The organism is Acinetobacter schindleri CIP 107287 (assembly GCF_000368625.1).
In the GTDB taxonomy this organism is placed as follows: domain Bacteria; phylum Pseudomonadota; class Gammaproteobacteria; order Pseudomonadales; family Moraxellaceae; genus Acinetobacter; species Acinetobacter schindleri.
Map to the genome: position 1 here is coordinate 219,576 of NZ_KB849575.1, position 18,956 is coordinate 238,531.

16 protein-coding genes are annotated in these 18,956 nt (G+C 46.0%); 15 read left to right on the forward strand and 1 reads right to left on the reverse strand.

Annotated features, from left to right (window positions below; translation table 11 throughout):
- Positions 1–538: 538 nt before the first annotated feature.
- Both bfmR and bfmS read left to right on the forward strand, forming a co-directional pair.
- Positions 539–1,255 (forward strand): response regulator transcription factor BfmR, encoded by a 717-nt coding sequence (gene bfmR / locus F955_RS04205; RefSeq protein WP_004891693.1) that lies wholly within the window; start codon positions 539–541, stop codon positions 1,253–1,255.
- A gap of 42 nt (positions 1,256–1,297) precedes the next feature.
- The gene (bfmS, locus tag F955_RS04210) at positions 1,298–2,965 is read left to right on the forward strand and encodes a sensor histidine kinase BfmS (protein ID WP_004891695.1); all 1,668 of its coding nucleotides are present in this window, start codon (positions 1,298–1,300) and stop codon (positions 2,963–2,965) included.
- Between the two features lie 91 nt (positions 2,966–3,056).
- Here the strand turns inward: bfmS and F955_RS04215 are convergent, their stop codons facing one another.
- Positions 3,057–3,413 (reverse strand): hypothetical protein, encoded by a 357-nt coding sequence (locus F955_RS04215; protein ID WP_004891698.1) that lies wholly within the window; start codon positions 3,411–3,413, stop codon positions 3,057–3,059.
- A 402-nt stretch (positions 3,414–3,815) separates the two neighbouring features.
- Between F955_RS04215 and F955_RS04220 the strand changes: the two genes are divergently transcribed.
- The 13 genes from F955_RS04220 to nuoN all read left to right on the forward strand — a co-directional run bounded on the left by F955_RS04220 (position 3,816) and on the right by nuoN (position 18,922).
- Positions 3,816–4,361, forward strand: coding sequence for an NADH-quinone oxidoreductase subunit A (locus tag F955_RS04220; RefSeq protein ID WP_004814675.1), 546 nt, complete (start codon positions 3,816–3,818; stop codon positions 4,359–4,361).
- A gap of 6 nt (positions 4,362–4,367) precedes the next feature.
- Positions 4,368–5,048 carry a NuoB/complex I 20 kDa subunit family protein gene (locus tag F955_RS04225; RefSeq protein WP_004814676.1) on the forward strand — a complete coding sequence of 227 codons (681 nt, stop codon included), beginning with the start codon at positions 4,368–4,370 and terminating at the stop codon, positions 5,046–5,048.
- 88 nt (positions 5,049–5,136) lie between these two features.
- Entirely contained in the window at positions 5,137–6,924 is a 1,788-nt protein-coding gene (gene nuoC / locus F955_RS04230) for an NADH-quinone oxidoreductase subunit C/D (protein WP_004891702.1), read from the forward strand.
- Between the two features lie 14 nt (positions 6,925–6,938).
- Complete coding sequence (nuoE, locus tag F955_RS04235) at positions 6,939–7,448, forward strand: NADH-quinone oxidoreductase subunit NuoE (protein ID WP_004814680.1); 510 nt, start codon at positions 6,939–6,941, stop codon at positions 7,446–7,448.
- Positions 7,445–8,776, forward strand: coding sequence for an NADH-quinone oxidoreductase subunit NuoF (nuoF, locus tag F955_RS04240; protein ID WP_004814681.1), 1,332 nt, complete (start codon positions 7,445–7,447; stop codon positions 8,774–8,776). The genes nuoE and nuoF overlap by 4 nt, the downstream gene beginning before the upstream one ends.
- An 11-nt stretch (positions 8,777–8,787) precedes the next feature.
- The gene (nuoG, locus tag F955_RS04245) at positions 8,788–11,466 is read left to right on the forward strand and encodes an NADH-quinone oxidoreductase subunit NuoG (protein ID WP_004891706.1); all 2,679 of its coding nucleotides are present in this window, start codon (positions 8,788–8,790) and stop codon (positions 11,464–11,466) included.
- Between the two features lie 3 nt (positions 11,467–11,469).
- Positions 11,470–12,486 carry an NADH-quinone oxidoreductase subunit NuoH gene (nuoH, locus tag F955_RS04250; RefSeq protein WP_004814686.1) on the forward strand — a complete coding sequence of 339 codons (1,017 nt, stop codon included), beginning with the start codon at positions 11,470–11,472 and terminating at the stop codon, positions 12,484–12,486.
- Positions 12,487–12,504: 18 nt separating this feature from the next.
- Entirely contained in the window at positions 12,505–13,047 is a 543-nt protein-coding gene (gene nuoI, locus F955_RS04255) for an NADH-quinone oxidoreductase subunit NuoI (protein WP_004814689.1), read from the forward strand.
- A complete protein-coding gene (nuoJ, locus tag F955_RS04260; protein WP_171058617.1) occupies positions 13,047–13,565 on the forward strand; it encodes an NADH-quinone oxidoreductase subunit J in 519 nt (172 codons plus the stop codon). The genes nuoI and nuoJ overlap by 1 nt, the downstream gene beginning before the upstream one ends.
- Positions 13,565–13,873: an NADH-quinone oxidoreductase subunit NuoK gene (gene nuoK / locus F955_RS04265; protein WP_004814693.1), complete on the forward strand. Its 309-nt coding sequence runs from the start codon at positions 13,565–13,567 to the stop codon at positions 13,871–13,873. Before nuoJ ends, nuoK begins: the two co-directional genes overlap by 1 nt.
- On the forward strand, positions 13,870–15,759 hold the full coding sequence (gene nuoL, locus F955_RS04270; RefSeq protein ID WP_004814695.1) for an NADH-quinone oxidoreductase subunit L: 1,890 nt from the start codon (positions 13,870–13,872) through the stop codon (positions 15,757–15,759). The genes nuoK and nuoL overlap by 4 nt, the downstream gene beginning before the upstream one ends.
- Position 15,760: 1 nt before the next feature.
- Positions 15,761–17,374 (forward strand): NADH-quinone oxidoreductase subunit M, encoded by a 1,614-nt coding sequence (gene nuoM / locus F955_RS04275; protein ID WP_004814697.1) that lies wholly within the window; start codon positions 15,761–15,763, stop codon positions 17,372–17,374.
- 3 nt (positions 17,375–17,377) lie between these two features.
- The gene (nuoN, locus tag F955_RS04280) at positions 17,378–18,922 is read left to right on the forward strand and encodes an NADH-quinone oxidoreductase subunit NuoN (protein ID WP_004814699.1); all 1,545 of its coding nucleotides are present in this window, start codon (positions 17,378–17,380) and stop codon (positions 18,920–18,922) included.
- The last annotated feature ends 34 nt before the right edge of the window (positions 18,923–18,956 follow it).

The window sequence follows — 18,956 nt, forward strand, 5'->3', positions numbered from 1 at the left end:
TGTCATCTATTTTTATGTTTATGGACCGTTTGAACTGGGCAATTTTTATGCCACAGTGTTTGAGGAATAAACACAATACCTAGTGGTTTAAAAATTAATTGAACACAAGATACGGGAAAATTTAGGGTAGATCAATATTGACATTTTAATAAATATTTTAGTGAAACAACCTGAGAAACTTTATTAAAAAAATCCTTTTTTTATCATCTTGGTGCAAGCCTTATTCGGCAAGGCATAGCATAACAAAGCTGGCAAGAAGTCCTTATAGATAACATTGTGGATAACTCTTTTTGAGCAAATTGAGGGGCATTTTTTATTCAGATAGACGGTTACCTAGCCTAGATTTGTTCAATGTTTTGTATAAAAAATGTCGCTAACAGAAATATCTGCAAAAAAATATTACAAAATGCTACTTTGATGTATCAGTTTGGTGAACGCTATCTTGTTTACAATGTAAACGTGTGTATATTGCTTGCTATATCCACCGTATCTATCAGATTTCAAAAGGATACGTCCATCGAATAAAGGTGCACAATATATGAGCCAAGAAGAAAAGTTACCCAAAATTCTAATCGTTGAAGATGATGAGCGTCTTGCTCGTTTAACTCAAGAATATCTTATTCGTAACGGACTTGAGGTAGGGGTAGAGCCCGACGGTAATCGTGCGATTCGTCGCATTATCGCCGAGCAGCCAGACATGGTAGTTTTAGATGTTATGTTGCCAGGTGCGGATGGATTGACCATCTGTCGTGAAGTTCGTCCACATTATCATCAACCGATTTTGATGCTGACTGCACGTACTGAAGATATGGATCAGGTATTGGGTCTGGAAATGGGTGCGGACGACTATGTCGCTAAACCGGTTCAGCCGCGTGTGCTATTGGCGCGTATTCGTGCCTTGTTGCGTCGTACTGATAAAGTACCTGAAGATGAAGTGGCTCAACGTATTGAATTTGACGATCTTGTGATCGACAATGGTGGCCGTTCTGTGACCTTGAATGGTGAATTGGTAGACTTTACCAGTGCAGAATATGATCTGTTGTGGTTGCTTGCATCAAATGCAGGCCGTATTCTTTCGCGTGAAGATATTTTCGAGCGTCTTCGTGGCATTGAATATGATGGCCAGGACCGTTCAATTGATGTTCGTATTTCGCGCATCCGTCCGAAAATTGGGGACGATCCAGAAAACCCTAAACGTATTAAAACAGTTCGTAGTAAAGGTTATCTGTTCGTTAAGGAAACCAATGGCATGTAAATACATGCCATTCCTAAGCTGAATAAGCGGGAAAGCTTATAAGTGTTCAAACACAATATATTTTTGCGTATTTATGCAGGACTTGTCATTCTGGTACTCCTGGTGACCCTGTTCGGCTATCTGTTGGTGCAGATTATTAACTACCAGCGGGCGCAGGTATATCGTGAGTCCTTGACTGATGGTATGGCCTATATCATGAGTGAAGGGGTGGCACGCCAGCCGAATATGCAGCAGAAACTGGACTGGATTTCGGATGCTTCAGATTTGCTGGAGCTTCCGATCTATTATGTAGAAGCTGAAAAAGTTGATCTGACCCGTGCAGAGAAACGTCGTATTGAAGACCGTAAGGCGGTAGTGCGTTGGGATGCACAAACCTCAGTGGCTTATGTGGTCATTGGATTGCGTGATGATCCAAAGCATTTTCTATATATAAAGGCAGACAATATTACCGAGCGCCAGATGAAGGCGCTGCCGGTATTTATTCTGGACTATCTGGTTTATTACCCAGGTCAGGAAAAAGAATATCTGGAAAAGATCCAGAAGTATTTTTCTTATCCAATCAGTATTCAGGATGTGCAAAGCCTGCCGCTCGATTCAGAACAGATTGGCCGTCTACGTCTAGATCACAGCATTATTCTCTATCGTGATAGTGCCACGATTCGCGGTACCACTATTTCAATTGTTTCTCCGATTCCGAGCTCAGTGTCTGAAGTACTGGTGATGGGGCCTGTGCCTTTGTTTAACTGGATGCCATTCCAGTTGGCAGCCGGGATTACCTTGCTAAGTATGTTTGTGCTGAGTCTGGGGGTATATGGTTTGCTGGTGCCGATGCAACGTAAGCTGCGTGAAGTTAGCTATGCCCTGAACAAGATGAAGTCCGGTAACATGTCAGTGCGTCTGGCGATAGATGGTAAGGATGAAATGGCATTATTGGCATCCAGCTATAATGCCATGTCGGATCATATTCAGCGTCTGATCGAAGCTCAGCGTGAGTTGATGCGTGCAGTTTCACATGAACTGCGGACCCCTGTTGCGCGGATCCGTTTTGCTATGGAAATGCTGGCGGATGAAGATGATTATGAATATCGTCTGCAACAGATGGAACAGATCGATAAAGACATCGAGGCTTTGAACAAGCTGATTGATGAGATCATGACCTATGCCAAACTGGAGCAGGGCACACCTTCCCTTGATTTCGAGAAGATTAATCTGCATGAAGTGCTGGATCAGGTTGTGGCTGAAACTGAAGCGCTAAAAACTGGCAAGAAAGTCGAGCTGCATCAGGTGCCGATGGATATCGAGGTTGAGGCCGAGCGTCGTTATTTGCATCGTGTGGTACAAAATCTGGTCGGGAATGCTGTGCGCTATTGTGATGAAAGAATCATGATTAGCGGTGGTATTGATGCCAATCATCAGGCTTATATCTGCGTAGAAGATGATGGTGCGGGGATTCCGGAAGAAGATCGTGCTCGCGTCTTTGAAGCCTTCTCGCGCCTAGATGACAGTCGTACCCGTGCATCTGGTGGTTATGGCCTGGGTTTGTCGATTGTTAGCCGGATTGCCTTCTGGTTTGGTGGCAAGGTCGAAGTAGATCAAAGTCCTAAACTGGGTGGTGCACGCTTTACCATGAGCTGGCCAGCACAACGTTATAAGAAGAAATCCCGCTTTAAGGCTGTTGAAGAGCATAAAGAAGACCTGGATTCCTTATAAAAAGGTGTCTGTAGATTATAAAAAACGATGCATCCGCATCGTTTTTTTATTGAGGCTAATTTATGAAAGCACTCAGGTTTTTTAATTCGCTTTATTCGTGGATTTCAGCATCGGGCTCAATGATCGGTTTACCTTCGCGTAAACTTTTGGCCGCTTCCGAATTCAGATTCACCAGAAGGTTATTGTACTTTCCATCGATGTTATAGCCTTGAATCAGTTTTTGGTCGCCATGCAGAGTTTCCACGCGATATTCATCAGCAATATTTAAAATGCCTTCTAAATTTGTCGAGGCAGAAGCGAAATCCTTGCCAAATAGATCATAAATATCCTGCAAGTTGAAATTAGGAGCATTTTCCTCAGGATGCTTCACAATATAGTTTTCAAGATGTCGAACAAATAGCTGGGCATAGAGAAAATAATCAGGTTTATGGGTGAACTTTAAACTCATATATTCAATCCTTCTTGTTCATTTTTATGCTGTTTATAGGAATAACACAAAGAGATAAAGGGATGAAGTTGCAGATGCAAGTGGTTGCAAAAAGTACACAATTCACAGGCAGTAATTATGTTTCAGTAGAATCAGCCATTAAAACAATTAAACTGATTTTGGAAAAAATAATGAATTTATTGTTTTTGATTTATTAAAGCGATTATTTCGCAACATGGGCGATAGAACCTAGAAAAATCGGGTATTCGTCCAAAAAATCATCCAAAAGACTAAGGCTTATAAGCTAGCAAGTGAAATCCAAAATCAGGTACAATTGGCGGGATTAATTTTGTGTTTGGTGTATTTGAAGGCCAATACATACATTCTTTGTTAATACATAGGCCTGCCAGGAGTTATCCCCGCATGAGTGCCATTACTCCATACGAATGGGCAATTATTGCCTTCGTGATCGGCGTTACATTTTTATGCGTCTTTATGCTTACTGTCCCATTACTCCTCGGGGGTAAATCATGGGGCCGTGCCAAGCAGGAGCAGTTTGAGTCAGGCGTAGTCAGCGCAGGTGGAGCTCGTATCCGCTTGTCTGCAAAATTCTATTTAGTTGCAATCTTCTTCGTCGTATTCGATTTAGAAGCACTTTATCTATATGCATGGGCAGTTTCTGTTCGTGAAGTGGGTTGGATTGGTTTTGCAACTGCAGCTATCTTTATTTTAGTTTTACTTGTCGGTTTGATTTACGAATTATCCACCGGCGCACTTAACTGGGCACCTTCAGACAAACGTAAGGCGACAGGAGTTAAAACTAAGATTGGTTCGCCAAACATGGATATCGCAGAAATCACTCGCTTCAACTCAATTGAAGAATTGGTTATAGACCCGACTGGTCAAATTCCAGCTCAATCATCTGGTCGTGTGAAAGGTTCACCGGCTCCATTATCTGATAAGGAGTAACCCGGGATGAAATACACTCTAACCCGTGCGAATCCGGATGCTGATCAATATCCACTTCAGGAACGTATTGTTGTCGACGATCCGTTACTACAAGAAGAAGTGAATAAAAACGTATTCATGACTCGCTTAGAAGATGTGCTGCACACTGCAGTAAACTGGGGTCGTAAGAACTCAGTTTGGCCGTTCAACTTTGGTACATCTTGCTGCTACGTAGAGTATGCAACGACCTTAACCGGCGTGCATGACTTGTCACGTTTCGGTGCCGAAGTTATTCGTGCTTCACCGCGTCAGGCGGATTTGATGATTGTTGCAGGTACCTGCTTCGTGAAAATGGCTCCGGTGATTCAACGTCTGTATGAACAGATGCTTGAACCGAAATGGGTTATTTCAATGGGTGCATGTGCCAACTCAGGTGGTATGTACGACATTTATTCAGTTGTACAAGGCGTGGATAAAATTATTCCGGTGGATGTGTACATTCCAGGTTGCCCGCCACGTCCTGAAGCATTGATTCAAGCACTCATGCTATTGCAAGACCAGATTCAACTTGAGCGTCGTCCGCTTTCTGCGGTGATTGGTGATGATCTTCAGCCAGTGTATAAGCCAAAGATGATGCCAGAACGTGACCGTAAGAAAGATCAGCGTATTGCTGTGAAAAATCTGCGCTCAATGGATGAAATTAAATAATTTAAGCGACAAATTTCTTTATGCACCCGACTTGGGTGTAGTTGTCGTTTAGGTTGACTGAATTTGTATTAAATAGGAAGCCAAGCCAATGGCTGAAACTGACATTGCTATGCCAGAATCAACATCTGTTGATTCCCGCCCTGCATTTGCAATTGTAGAAGAGCTCAAAACCAAGTTTGGTGAGAACTTCTATGTGCAAACAACTTTCGAGGATTTCCCGACGGTTTGGGTTGAGCGCGCACGTGTACAAGACGTTTTAATGTTCTTGCGTACAGTGTCACGTCCATACGTGATGTTGTTCGACCTGTCAGCGGTAGATGAGCGTCTGCGTACGCACCGCGACGGTTTACCTGCGTCTGACTTCACCGTGTTCTATCACCTGTTGTCGCTAGAGCGTAATACGGACATCCGTATTAAAGTTGCATTGAGTGAGAGCGATCTCAATATCCCGACTGCAACCAACATCTGGCCAAATGCCAACTGGTACGAACGTGAAGCCTACGATATGTTTGGCATCAACTTCGAAGGGCATCCAATGCTCCGTCGTATCCTGTTGCCAACTTACTGGGAAGGTCATCCACTTCGTAAAGAATATTCTGCACGTGCGACTGAATATACCCCGTACCGTCAGAACCAGGCGAAGCAGGACTACGAACAGGAACATCTTCGTTTCGTTCCTGAAGACTGGGGCATGAAACGCGGCACAGCCGATGAAGACTTCATGTTCCTGAACCTGGGTCCTAACCACCCGTCTGCGCATGGTGCATTCCGTGTGATTTTGCAGATGGACGGTGAAGAAATTAAAGACTGCGTACCAGATATTGGCTATCACCACCGTGGTGTGGAAAAGATGGCTGAACGTCAAACCTGGCATTCATTCATTCCGTATACAGACCGTGTCGACTACCTTGGTGGTTGTGCGCAGAACATGCCATACGTGATGGGTGTAGAGCAAATGGCGGGCATTACTGTGCCTGAGCGTGCGCAATGTATCCGTGTCATGATGTCGGAACTGTTCCGTATCAATAACCACTTGCTGTATATCGGTACTGCGATTCAGGATGCCGGTGGTATGACGCCAGTATTCTATATGTTCGCCGACCGTCAAAAGATCTATGACGCGATTGAAGCGATCACTGGTTACCGTATGCATCCAGCATGGTTCCGTATCGGCGGGACTGCGCATGACCTTCCAAACAACTGGCAGCACCTGATCCGTGAAATCCTGGATTGGATGCCAAAACGTTTGAAGGAATACCACACTGCAGCACTAAAAAACTCAGTATTTGAAGGCCGTACCCGTAACGTTGCGCAATACGATGCAAAATCTGCATTGGCTTGGGGCGTAACAGGTACTGGTTTGCGTGCAACAGGTATCGACTTTGACGTACGTAAATACCGTCCATACAGTGGTTATGAAAACTACGATTTCGAAGTGCCGGTGGAGTACGAAGGCGATGCCTATGCACGTGTGATCGTTCACTATCGTGAAATTGAACAATCGCTGAAAATCATCAAGCAATGTCTGGACAATATGCCGTCTGGTGCATACAAAGCGGATCACCCACTGGCTGTTCCACCACCAAAAGACAAGACTTTACAAGATATTGAAACCTTGATTACGCACTTCCTGAGCGTGTCATGGGGTCCTGTAATGCCTGCAGGTGAAGCATCTGTAATGGCGGAAGTGGTAAAAGGTGCATCGAACTACTACTTGACTTCAGACAAGTCAACCATGAGTTACCGTACCCGTATCCGTACACCGACCTTCACCCACTTGCAGCAAATGCCTTCCGTGATTAACGGCAGTCTGATGTCTGACTTAATCATTTATTTAGCGACAATTGACGTCGTAATGGCTGACGTGGATCGCTAAGGGGTAAACGCTTTATGATGATTTTGACTGATAAAAAGCCACGTGTGAATGTTGAAGGGATTTTGACAGCTGACGAAATCCACGAGATTGAACATCACATTGGTCACTATCCGTACCCACGTGCAGCGTGCCTAGATGCGCTGAAGTGTGTACAGCGTCGCAATGGCTGGGTAGACGATGCACAGATGAATGCCATCGCGCAGATGCTGAGCATGAGCCTTGCCGACCTTGAAGGTGTTGCGACTTTCTATAACCGTATTTACCGTCAGCCGGTAGGCCGTCACGTGATTTTGTTATGTGATTCGATCGCGTGCTTCTTGATGGGTGCGGAAACTTTAGCAGAAGCTTTCCAGCGTGAATTGGGGATTTCGTTTGGTCAAACAACCGCTGATGGTCGTTTTACTTTGCTACCAATCTGCTGCTTAGGTAACTGTGACAAAGGTCCAACCCTGATGATTGATGAAGATACTCATGGTCTGGTTGAAGTGACCTCAATTAAACAGTTATTGGAGAAGTATGTATGAATACTGAACCAAAACCAATTTATGGCGACGGTAATCCAGAAACGCATCCATTGACCTGGCGTTTGAGCAAACAAGCCAATGTTCGTAGTGTGGATGACTACGAAGCTTTAGAAGGTTATGCAGGCTTTAAGAAAGCGCTCACCATGCCGCCTAAAGATGTGCTTGAAATCATTAAAGCAGCGACTGTTAAGGGTCGCGGTGGTGCAGGCTTCCCGGCAGGTATCAAGTGGTCTTTGATGGCGCCAAATGACAATTCAGGTCCTCGTTACCTGATTTGTAATGCCGATGAGATGGAACCAGGTACTTTCAAAGACCGTCTGTTGATGGAAGATCTTCCACACCAGCTGATTGAAGGTATGTTGATTGCAGGTTATACGCTTGAAGCAACCCATGGTTATATCTTCATCCGTGGTGAATACATCGAAGCTGCTCAGTACTTAAATGAAGCACTTGAGCAAGTTCGTGCCAAAGGTTACCTGGGTGACAACATCCTGGATTCAGGCTGGAGCTTCGAATTACACGTGCATACCGGTGCAGGCCGTTATATCTGTGGTGAAGAAACCGCATTGATTAACTCGCTTGAAGGTCGCCGTGCCAATCCGCGTACTAAACCACCATTCCCGCAGGTTGCAGGTGCTTGGGGTCGCCCTACGATTGTCAACAACGTAGAGACCTACAACAACTTACCGGCAATCATGCTGCGTGGTCCTGAATGGTATATCAACTTGTCTGCGGGTAAGTCGAAAGATCCAGGTACCAAAATTTATGGTGCTTCAGGTAAGGTGAAATTCCCGGGTTTATGGGAGCTTCCATTTGGTACGACAGCACGTGAAGTGATTGAAGACCATGCGGGTGGTATGCGCGACGGTTTGAAACTGAAAGCATGGTTACCGGGCGGTGCATCAACTGACTTCCTGGCTGCCGAGCATATTGATCTTCCTATGGATGCGGAAAGCATCATGAAGGCAGGTTCGCGTTTAGGAACTTGCTTATTGATGGTGGTAGATGAAACCCAATGTATGGTTTCAGCGACACGTAACCTAGAAGAATTCTTTGCACGCGAATCATGTGGTTTCTGTACGCCTTGCCGTGATGGCTTACCTTGGGCGGTGAAAGCGCTTAAAGCACTAGAAGATGGTACAGGTAAGAAAGAAGATATCGATCACTTACAAGAGCTTACCCGTAAGCTTTGGATTGGTAAAACTTTCTGTGCTCACGCACCAGGTGCGATGGAACCGTTAATGGGCGCACTCAAACATTTCCGTGGCGAGTTTGAAGCAAAAGTGGTGAATGCCGCAGCTCAAACCAGCAACGTAGAACAAGCTTAAGGAATTCGACTATGGCTACAATTCATGTCGATGGAAAATCGTATGAAGTCAACGGCTCAGAGAACTTGCTACAAGCATGTTTGAGTCTGGGCATCGACATCCCATACTTTTGTTGGCATCCATCCTTAGGTTCTGTCGGCTCTTGCCGTCAATGTGCTGTGACCCAGTACGCGAATCCAGAAGATACGCGTGGCCGTTTGGTCATGTCATGTATGACGCCTGCGTCTGACAATACCTATATCTCGATTGAAGACAAAGAAGCAAAAGATTTTCGTGCTTCGATTGTTGAATTCTTGATGACCAACCACCCGCACGACTGTCCAGTCTGTGAAGAGGGTGGTCACTGTCACCTGCAAGATATGACAGTAATGACACAGCATGACCGTCGTCGCTACCGTTTCACCAAGCGTACGCATTACAACCAGGAACTTGGTTCGTTTATTGCGCACGAGATGAACCGTTGTATCGCATGTTACCGTTGTGTGCGTTACTACAAAGATTATGCTGGCGGTACCGACTTTGGCGTATATGCCAATGCATCACGTGTGTACTTCGGCCGTCCAGAATCAGGGACTTTGGAATCTGAATTCTCGGGTAACCTGACTGAAGTATGTCCGACTGGTGTATTCACCGATAAGACTCACTCAGCACGCTATAACCGTAAATGGGACATGCAGTATGCGCCTAGCGTATGTCATGGCTGTTCTTCAGGTTGTAACATCTCTCCGGGTGAGCGTTATGGTGAATTGCGTCGTGTAGAAAACCGTTTCAATGGTGATGTTAACCAGTACTTCCTGTGCGACAAAGGTCGTTTCGGTACAGGTTACGTAAACCGTGAAGATCGTCCACGTCAGCCACAGTTCCGTACAGGTAACAACGTAGAAACTATTTCAGTTGATACTGCACTGGATACTGTGATTGCAAATATCCAAGGCAAAAAAGTTCTGGGTATCGGCTCTCCACGTGCGTCACTTGAAACCAACTATGCATTACGCGAGTTAGTTGGTCAGGACAACTACTCAACTGGTATGTCTCAAAAAGAGCAAAACCTGGTTGAACTGGCTGCTTCAATCATGCAAACCGAGGGTGTTTACAACCCGAACATGCGTGAAATCGAAAGTTACGATGCTGTTCTGATTCTGGGTGAAGATCTGACTCAAACTGCGCCACGCATGGCTTTATCTGTTCGCCAAGCTGCGAAAAATAAAGGCAAAGAAATGGCGGCAGAGCGCCGTACACCAGACTGGCTGGCTGAGCCTGTTCAACGTATTGCGCAAGATGCAAAATCTCCGATTTACATTTTGGCAGCAACACAAACACGTCTAGCTGACGTAGCAACAGGTGAAGTGGTTGCATCTCCAAATGACATCGCGCGTTTAGGTTTTGCCATTGCGGCAGGTGTGAAAGGCGAAAGCATCCTTGGTTTGGATGACGATGCCAAAGCATTTGCACAAACGATTGCAGATACGCTGAAAGCTGCGAAGAAACCACTGATTGTTTCTGGTACTAGCTTGCAAGACGCTGCGATTATGGAAGCTGCTGCACAGGTTGCACAGAACCTTGATAATGCTGGTCTGACTTTGACTGTTCCTGAAGTGAACTCAATGGGTCTGGCAATCTTCGGTGGTCACAGTCTTGAGCAAGCATTCGCTCAAGATTACGACACTGTGGTGATTGTTGAAAACGACCTTTACCGTCGTTTACCAACCGCTCAGGTAGATGCTGCACTGGCAGGTAAAGAAGTGATCGTGCTTGATCATTCTGAAACTGAGACAGTGAAGAAAGCCAATATCGTACTTTCTGCTGCATCGTTTGCTGAAGGTGACGGTACTGTAGTCTCGCAAGAAGGCCGTGCACAGCGTTTCTACCAAGTGTATGACCCAAGCTATTACAATCCTGAACTGGCCATCAAAGAATCTTGGCGCTGGTTGCATGCCATTGAAACTGGTGTGAAAGGTCAGTCAATTTCCTGGACTGTACTTGATGACGTGATTGATGCAGTAGCGAAAAATGTTCCTGCACTTGAAGCGATTCAAGACGTTGCTCCAGACGCGGGCTTCCGTGTTCATGGTCTGAAAGTTGCACGTGAACCACGTCGTTACTCTGGCCGTACTGCAATGCGTGCACCGCTTTCTGTACACGAGCCGAAACAGCCGACTGACCAAGACACTGCGTTAACCTTCTCGATGGAAGGTTATGTGGGTGACCAGACTCCATCTCCACTTGTGCCATTTGCATGGTCAGCGGGCTGGAACTCTCCACAAGCCTGGAACAAATTCCAGGATAAAGTGGGTGGTCATCTGAAAGGTGGTGATTCTGGTATCCGTCTGTTCGACCTGTTACCGAAACGTCCAGCGCGTACTTTCGTTGCACCAGCACCTGTGCTTGTGAACGCTGAAAGCTTCCGTCTGGTACCGATGCATCACATCTTTGCCTCTGGCGAATTCACGATCAAAACACCAGCAATGGAATCACGTATTCCGGATGCAGTATTTGCAGTGGGCGAACAGGATGCTACACGCTTGAACCTGCAAGACGGTCAGAAGATCACTGTGAAAGCAGGCGAGACTTCAATCGTTCTTCCTGTACAAGTGATTGAATATTTACCTACAGGTTATATTGGTTACCCAATTGGTCTAGCACCGACGGTATCTCTTGCAGAGCCTGTTTCAGTCGCGGTAGGAGTATAATTCATGGAACAAGAATTGATCCGTCAGACGCCGCTGTGGGCTGAAAACTGGCCAATTGCCTATTCAGTCATTCAAGCGATCGTGATCTTGCTGGTTGTGGTACTGATCGCAGCGTTGATGTCATTCATTGAACGTCGTTTACTGGGCTTGTGGCAGGACCGTTACGGTCCTAACCGTGTAGGTCCAGGTGGTATGTTCCAGATCGTTGCCGACATGCTGAAAATCATGTTCAAGGAAGACTGGACACCAAAATTTGCTGACAAGCTGACTTTCCGTATGGCGCCTGCAGTGGCGATGGCAACTGCTGTGCTGTCGTTCATGGTTATTCCTGTTTCACCTTACCTGGGTGTTGCAGACATGAGCATCGGCCTGTTGTTCTTCATGGCAATGGCAGGTATTGCAGTTTATGCAGTACTGTTCGGTGGCTGGTCATCGAATAACAAATACGCGCTTTTAGGTGGTTTACGTTCTGCAGCTCAGACTATTTCTTATGAAGTGTTTCTGGGCATCTCGTTGATGGGTGTAGTGGCAATTGCTGGTTCATTCAACATGCGTGAAATTGTAGAAGCACAACGCGATGTATGGTTTGTGATTCCTCAGTTCCTTGGCTTCCTGATCTTCGTGGTTGCAGGTGTGGCGGTGACTCACCGTCATCCATTTGACCAACCAGAAGCAGAACAGGAATTGGCTGAAGGTTACCATGTGGAATATGGCGGTATGAAATGGGGTATGTTCTTCGTTGCGGAATATGTCAACGTCGTACTGATCTCTGCATTGATCGTAACCTTATTCTTCGGTGGCTGGTTAGCGCCTTTCAACCTGGAAATTTCATTCATTCCACCAGCATTCTGGTTCATTATCAAAACAGCATTCTTTGTAATGATGTTCGTACTGGCACGTGGTTCATTAATGCGTCCACGTTATGACCAGGTGATGAACTTTGGTTGGAAAATTTGCTTGCCATTGGCGTTGGTTAACCTTTTGGTGACTGGTGCTGTGATTCTGATGAATCAGGCCTAAGACAGCAGGGAGAACAAAATGTTTAAATTTCTAGCTGGATTCGGGTCAATCGTTCGTTCGTTGTTCATGGTGTTCAGCCATGCAACGCGCAAACGTGACACCATCTTGTACCCAGAAGTACCAGCCGAGGAAATCGTGCCACCACGTTTCCGTGGCCGTATTGTATTGACGCGTGACCCAGATGGCGAAGAGCGTTGTGTTGCATGTAACCTGTGTGCGGTTGCCTGTCCGGTAGGCTGTATCTCTCTGCAAAAAGCAGAAAAAGAAGATGGCCGCTGGTATCCGGAATTTTTCCGCATCAACTTCTCACGCTGCATTTTCTGCGGTATGTGTGAAGAAGCATGTCCAACCACTGCAATTCAAATGACACCTGATTTCGAACTCGGTGAATATGTTCGTCAAGACTTAGTCTATGAAAAAGAACACTTACTGATTTCTGGTCCTGGTAAATATCCTGACTATAACTTCTACCGCGTAACAGGTATGGCTGTAACTGGTAAAGAGAAAGGTCAAGCACAGCGTGAAAGTGCGCCTGTTGATGTACGGAGTCTATTACCATGATGTGGCCGTTTTATCTGATGGCGCTTGTGGCCATCGTCTCTACGGTTCGTGTAGTGACTAACGCGAACCCGGTACATGCTTTGTTAAGTCTGATTGTTTCACTTCTTGCAGTTGCAGGCATGTTCATGATCGTGGGAGCGCCGTTTGCCGGTGCTCTTGAGATCATCGTTTATGCTGGTGCGATCATGGTCTTGTTCGTATTCGTGGTCATGATGCTGAACCTGGGTGAACAAACCATTGAGCAGGAGCGTAAGTGGTTAACTTCAAGTGCCTGGGCTTACCCGGCACTCATGAGCTTCCTGATCGGTCTGATCTTGGTTTGGGTGCTGAACTCAGATTACGCTCAGCCATCTCTGGTGATGGGTGCGGAAATTGTTGGCCCTAAAGCAGTTGGTCAAACGCTCTTTACACAGTACTTACTATTGGTAGAAGTTGCTGCGATGTTACTGTTAGGCGCACTTGTTGCTGCTTACCATCTTGGCAAACGTGAACCAGGTGCAGAAGAGGACAATAAATAATGGGCAACATCCCTTTAGAGCATGGTTTGATCGTTGCATCCATTCTTTTTGCACTGGGTTTTTACGGTGTAATGGTGCGACGCAACCTGCTATTCATTCTAATGAGCCTTGAAATCATGATGAACGCTGCTGCTTTAGCGTTTGTCCTGGCGGGCAGTGCCTGGGCACAGCCAGATGGTCAGATCATGTTCATCTTTATTCTGACGCTGGCTGCGGCAGAGGCGTGTATTGGTCTTGCGATCGTCCTTCAGTTCTATCATCGCTTCCATCATCTGGATGTGGATGCTGCTAGTGAGATGCGCGGATGAGTTATTTATATCTAACAATTTTATTTCCGCTCATTGGTTTTGTCCTTTTAGCGGCAGGGCGTAACAAGCTTCCTGAATCTGTTGCAGCCATTATTGGTGTGGGTGCCGTAGGTCTGTCTGCATTATTTGCACTGATCGCGGGTATGGACTTTACGGCTAACGGTTCCGTTGCTCAAGTTCAGCATCTTTGGACCTGGTTCAATGTAGGCAGTTTTGCTCCTGGCATCAGTCTGCATTTAGACGGTCTATCTCTGTTAATGCTTGGTATGGTGACTGGCGTTGGTTTCTTGATCCATATCTTTGCATCATGGTACATGCGCGGTGAAGAAGACTTCGCACGTTTCTTCTCTTACTTCAACCTGTTCGTTGCGAGCATGTTGCTGTTGGTTCTAGGCGATAACCTAGCATTATTGTTCCTGGGCTGGGAAGGCGTAGGTCTGTGTTCTTACCTGTTGATCGGTTACTACTACGAGAACCCGAAAAACGGTTTAGCTGCAATCAAAGCATTTACTGTTACTCGTGTCGGTGACGTATTCCTGCTGATCGCAATGTTCCTGATCTTCCAGCAATTTGGTACGCTGAATACTCAGTACATCGTCGAAAATGCTGCGACTGTGATGACTCAAAGCTCATCACTGACCATCTGGACTGCATTAATGTTGTTCCTGGGTGCTGCAGGTAAATCTGCACAGATCCCGTTACAAACATGGTTGGCAGATGCGATGGCTGGTCCTACGCCAGTATCTGCCCTGATCCACGCTGCAACGATGGTTACAGCGGGTGTTTACCTGTGCTGCCGTCTGTTCACAGTATTTGAACTTGCGCCTGAAGTGATGATGTTCATTTCGATTACTGGTGCGGTGACATTACTTGTAGCTGGTTTTGCTGCGCTGGTTCAAACAGACATCAAACGTATCCTTGCTTACTCAACCATGAGTCAGTTGGGCTATATGTTTATGGCTGTTGGTGCTGAAGCGTATCAGGCAGGTCTGTTCCATATGCTGACTCACGCATTCTTCAAGGCATTATTATTCTTGTCTTCTGGTGCAGTGATTCTGGCTTACCACCACGAACAAAATATCTTCAAGATGGGCGGTCTGTTCTACAAGAACAAATTCCTGTTTGCTTGTTTCGCGATTGGTGGCGGTGCATTGGCTGCAATTCCATTCATCACTGTGGGCTTCTTCTCGAAAGATGCCATCCTGGGTGCGGTATGGGTACAAGGTCAATCAGTTGCAGTATATAACTCACTGTACTGGGTAGGTGTTGCAGGGGCATTCCTGACTTCAATCTATACCTTCCGTCTGATCTGGGTTGTATTCTTCGGTAAAGAAAATACCCCTTATCACGAAATCAAGGGTGTGACTTACTGGGGTCCATTGGCGATTCTTGCGGTTCTTTCTACTTTCGTGGGTGCAGCATTAAAAGCACCTGTAGAAAGCATCCTGAATTCAGCTAAAGTTCCTGCGTTTAATATTCCTGAAGCACTTGAGCATGGCATGCATACTGCAGAATATATTGCGGTAGGTATTGCACTGGCAGGTCTTGCGCTAGGCGTAGTATTATTTGCCTTTGCTTATAATGCAGTGAAATCGTTTGCTAAAACTTCACTGGGTGCTGGTCTTGCGAACATTTGCCGCAATGCACTTGGTTTTGATGCACTGTATGACCTGATCTTTGTGAAGCCTTATTTATTCTTCGCGAAATTGTTCGGTCGTGATCCAATTGATGGCTTGTGGTTAGTACTGCCTGCACTTGTAAAAGGTGGTCACAGCTTTACCAGCTCACGTCAAACTGGTTCACTGCGTGAATATGCATCTAGTATGGGGCTCGGTGTCGTTGTCCTACTGATGATCTTGCTCGTGATTCAGGTAGTGGGGAAATAAAATGGAAGCTCCAAACAACATGATTTTGCCGGCTCTGATCCTCATTCCGTTCATTGCAGGTTTTGTATGCTGGTTGGTCGACAAGCTCGACCAGTCTCTACCGCGTTATATCGCGTTAATCGGGATGCTGGTAACCCTGGTGTTAACCGTGGTTCTCTGGCAAAACGGTACTTATGTTTATGAATTAGGCGGTGCTACACCTTCGTGGGCTGCTGAGTTCAAATTGCCTTGGATTCAAACCCTGGGCATTAATATTCACCTAGCGGTGGATGGTTTATCTTTACTGATGGTTGGCTTGACTGCACTGCTTGGTGTATTGGCAGTCGGCTGTTCATGGGGTGAGATTCAGAAAAACGTTGGTTTCTTCCACTTAAACCTTTTATGGTCTTTGGGTGGCGTAATTGGTGTGTTCCTGGCAATTGACCTGTTCCTGTTCTTCTTCTTCTGGGAGATGATGCTGGTACCGATCTACTTCCTGATTGCGCTTTGGGGGCATAAAGGGGCAGAAGGCAAGTCACGTGTATATGCTGCAACCAAGTTCTTCATCTACACACAGGTTGCTGGTCTGGTGATGCTGATTGGTATCCTGGGTCTGGTGGTTGCTGGTTACTCAATGACTGGCGAAATCCGTTTTGACTACAACTTCCTGTTGGGTGTTGCGAATACACTGGATACGCAAGTTCCAGCATTGGCTTATGCCTTCATGATCTGTATGTTCATCGGTTTTGCAGTCAAACTTCCAGTTTTCCCACTGCACGGCTGGTTACCAGATGCGCATGCTCAGGCACCAACAGCGGGTTCTGTTGACCTTGCAGGTATCCTGATTAAAACTGCTGCGTACGGTTTACTGCGTTTCGTTATGCCGTTCTTCCCGGCAGCTTCGGCTCAGTTTGCAGACATTGCGATCATTCTGGGTCTGATTGGTATTTTCTACGGTGCATGGTGTGCATTCCAGCAAACCGACATGAAACGTCTGTTAGCGTACACATCTATTTCACACATGGGCTTCGTTCTACTTGCACTTTATGCAGGTAACGTACTGACTTTCCAAGGTCTGATGATCATGATGCTAGCTCACGGCCTGTCATCTGCGGCATTGTTCATTATGTGTGGTCAGGTGTATGAGCGTGTTCATACACGTGACATGCGTCTGATGGGGGGGATGCGCGGTCAGTTCCCATACTTGGCATTCTTCCTGATGTTCTTCGTAGCAGCGTTGGTGGGTATTCCTGGTTTAGGTAACTTCATCGGTGAATTCCTGATCCTGATGGGTGCATTCGGTCAATATCCGACTTATACAATCCTTGCTGCAATCAGCTTGGTGTTTGCTGGTCTGTACGGTCTGATCATGATTCACAAGTCACTGTTTGGTACGCCAAACGAAGAGCAAAAACAGCATTACACGAATCCGCTGAAAGATTTAAATGCGCGTGAAGTGGTAATTCTGTTGATCTGTGCGTTTGGTCTGTTATGGCTTGGTCTATATCCACAAAGCTTCCTTGATATTTCAAACTCAAGCATGGCGTGGTTAGCAAATAGCTACATTCCTGTGTCTGAAGCAGCTGATGCTGTGCAGCAAGCTGCCGTTTCAGCTGAAAATGTGGAGATCCAATAAGCCATGAACTTCACAATGTCTTTTTCTGAGCTTATGCCCCTAGCACCTGTGATGATCGTGGCGTTGACTGCGATCGTTGCAATGCTGGTGACAGCAGTTAAGCGTAACCATAACCTGGTTGCGACGACGACAGTTATTGGTTTAAACCTGGCTGCGTTATATATGATCTTCGTCCTGTTGGCGGGTAAATTTGCACCTGCCAACGTGATGAACCTGTTCATTGTAGATCCGTTTACGATGCTGTACCAGTTTGTGATCTTGATTGCTGCACTTGCGTGTAGCACACTGTCACATGCATACATTGAAACCTATAAAGACAACCGCGAAGAACTCTACATCTTGATGTTGTGTTCGGTTGCAGGTGCAATGTTGATGGTGGCAAGCACGCACTATGCTTCATTCTTCATCAGCCTTGAGTTAATGTCGATTCCGGTTTACGGCCTGTTGGCGTATACACATCAACGTTCTCAGTCGCTTGAAGCGGGTGTGAAATACTTGGTATTGTCAGCAACTGCATCTGCAATGCTGCTGATGGGTATGGCTTACATCTATGCGTACACAGGTACACTGAACTTCACTGCTGAACCAGGCAAAATGTTCTCTGCATTTAGTCAGCCAGCTGTGGTAATCGGTCTTGCGCTAATTGTCTTTACTGTGGCATTCAAATTATCGCTTGCACCATTCCACAAATGGACACCAGACGTATATGCAGGTGCTCCATCACCGGTTGCAACTTTCCTTGCGACTGTTGCGAAAGTGGCAATGTTGGGTCTGTTTGTACGTTATGTATTGTCTTCAGGTTTAATCCTGGCAGACAGCTTCGTCACTATCATTACGATCCTTGCAGTGCTTTCGATTCTTGCTGGTAACTTGCTGGCAGTGAAACAGGTGAACCTGAAACGTATCCTTGCATACTCTTCAATTGCTCACTTCGGTTATGTACTGGTTGCCATCGTTTCTGCACGTAACTCCGACTTCCTGCAAATCCAGGGCTTCGCGACATTTGAAAGCGTGAATGTGTATATCATCACTTATGTGTTGACGACAATCGGTGCATTCGGTGTAGTAACTCTGATGTCTAGTCCGTACAACAACACCGATGAAGCAGGTAGTTTGGCTGAGTACCGTGGTCTGTTCTGGCGCCGTCCAGTATTGACTGCTGTATTAACGGTGATGATGCTGTCTCTTGCTGGTATTCCATTAACAGCGGGCTTTATTGGTAAGTTCCTGGTTATAAAAACTGCGGTAGCAGGCGAGTCTTGGTTCCTTGCTGCAATGGTCATCCTGGGTTCAGGTATTGGTCTGTATTACTACCTGCGTGTAATGGTGGTAATGTACATGACTCCACCAGAAACGCCTCGTCTTGACGCTGTAAATCACTGGGGTCAAAAAGTGGGTGGTATTATGGTGCTGGCAGTGGCTGCACTGGTATTGATCCTGGGTGTTTATCCAGATCCAATGATTGCATTCTCTAAGCTTGCTTTCTTTGCAATCTCACCTGAGCTTCAACAGTTCATTTTCACTCTGGTGCAAAGCGGTTATAACTAATTAATCGAAAGATTAGAACGTTATTACAAAAAAA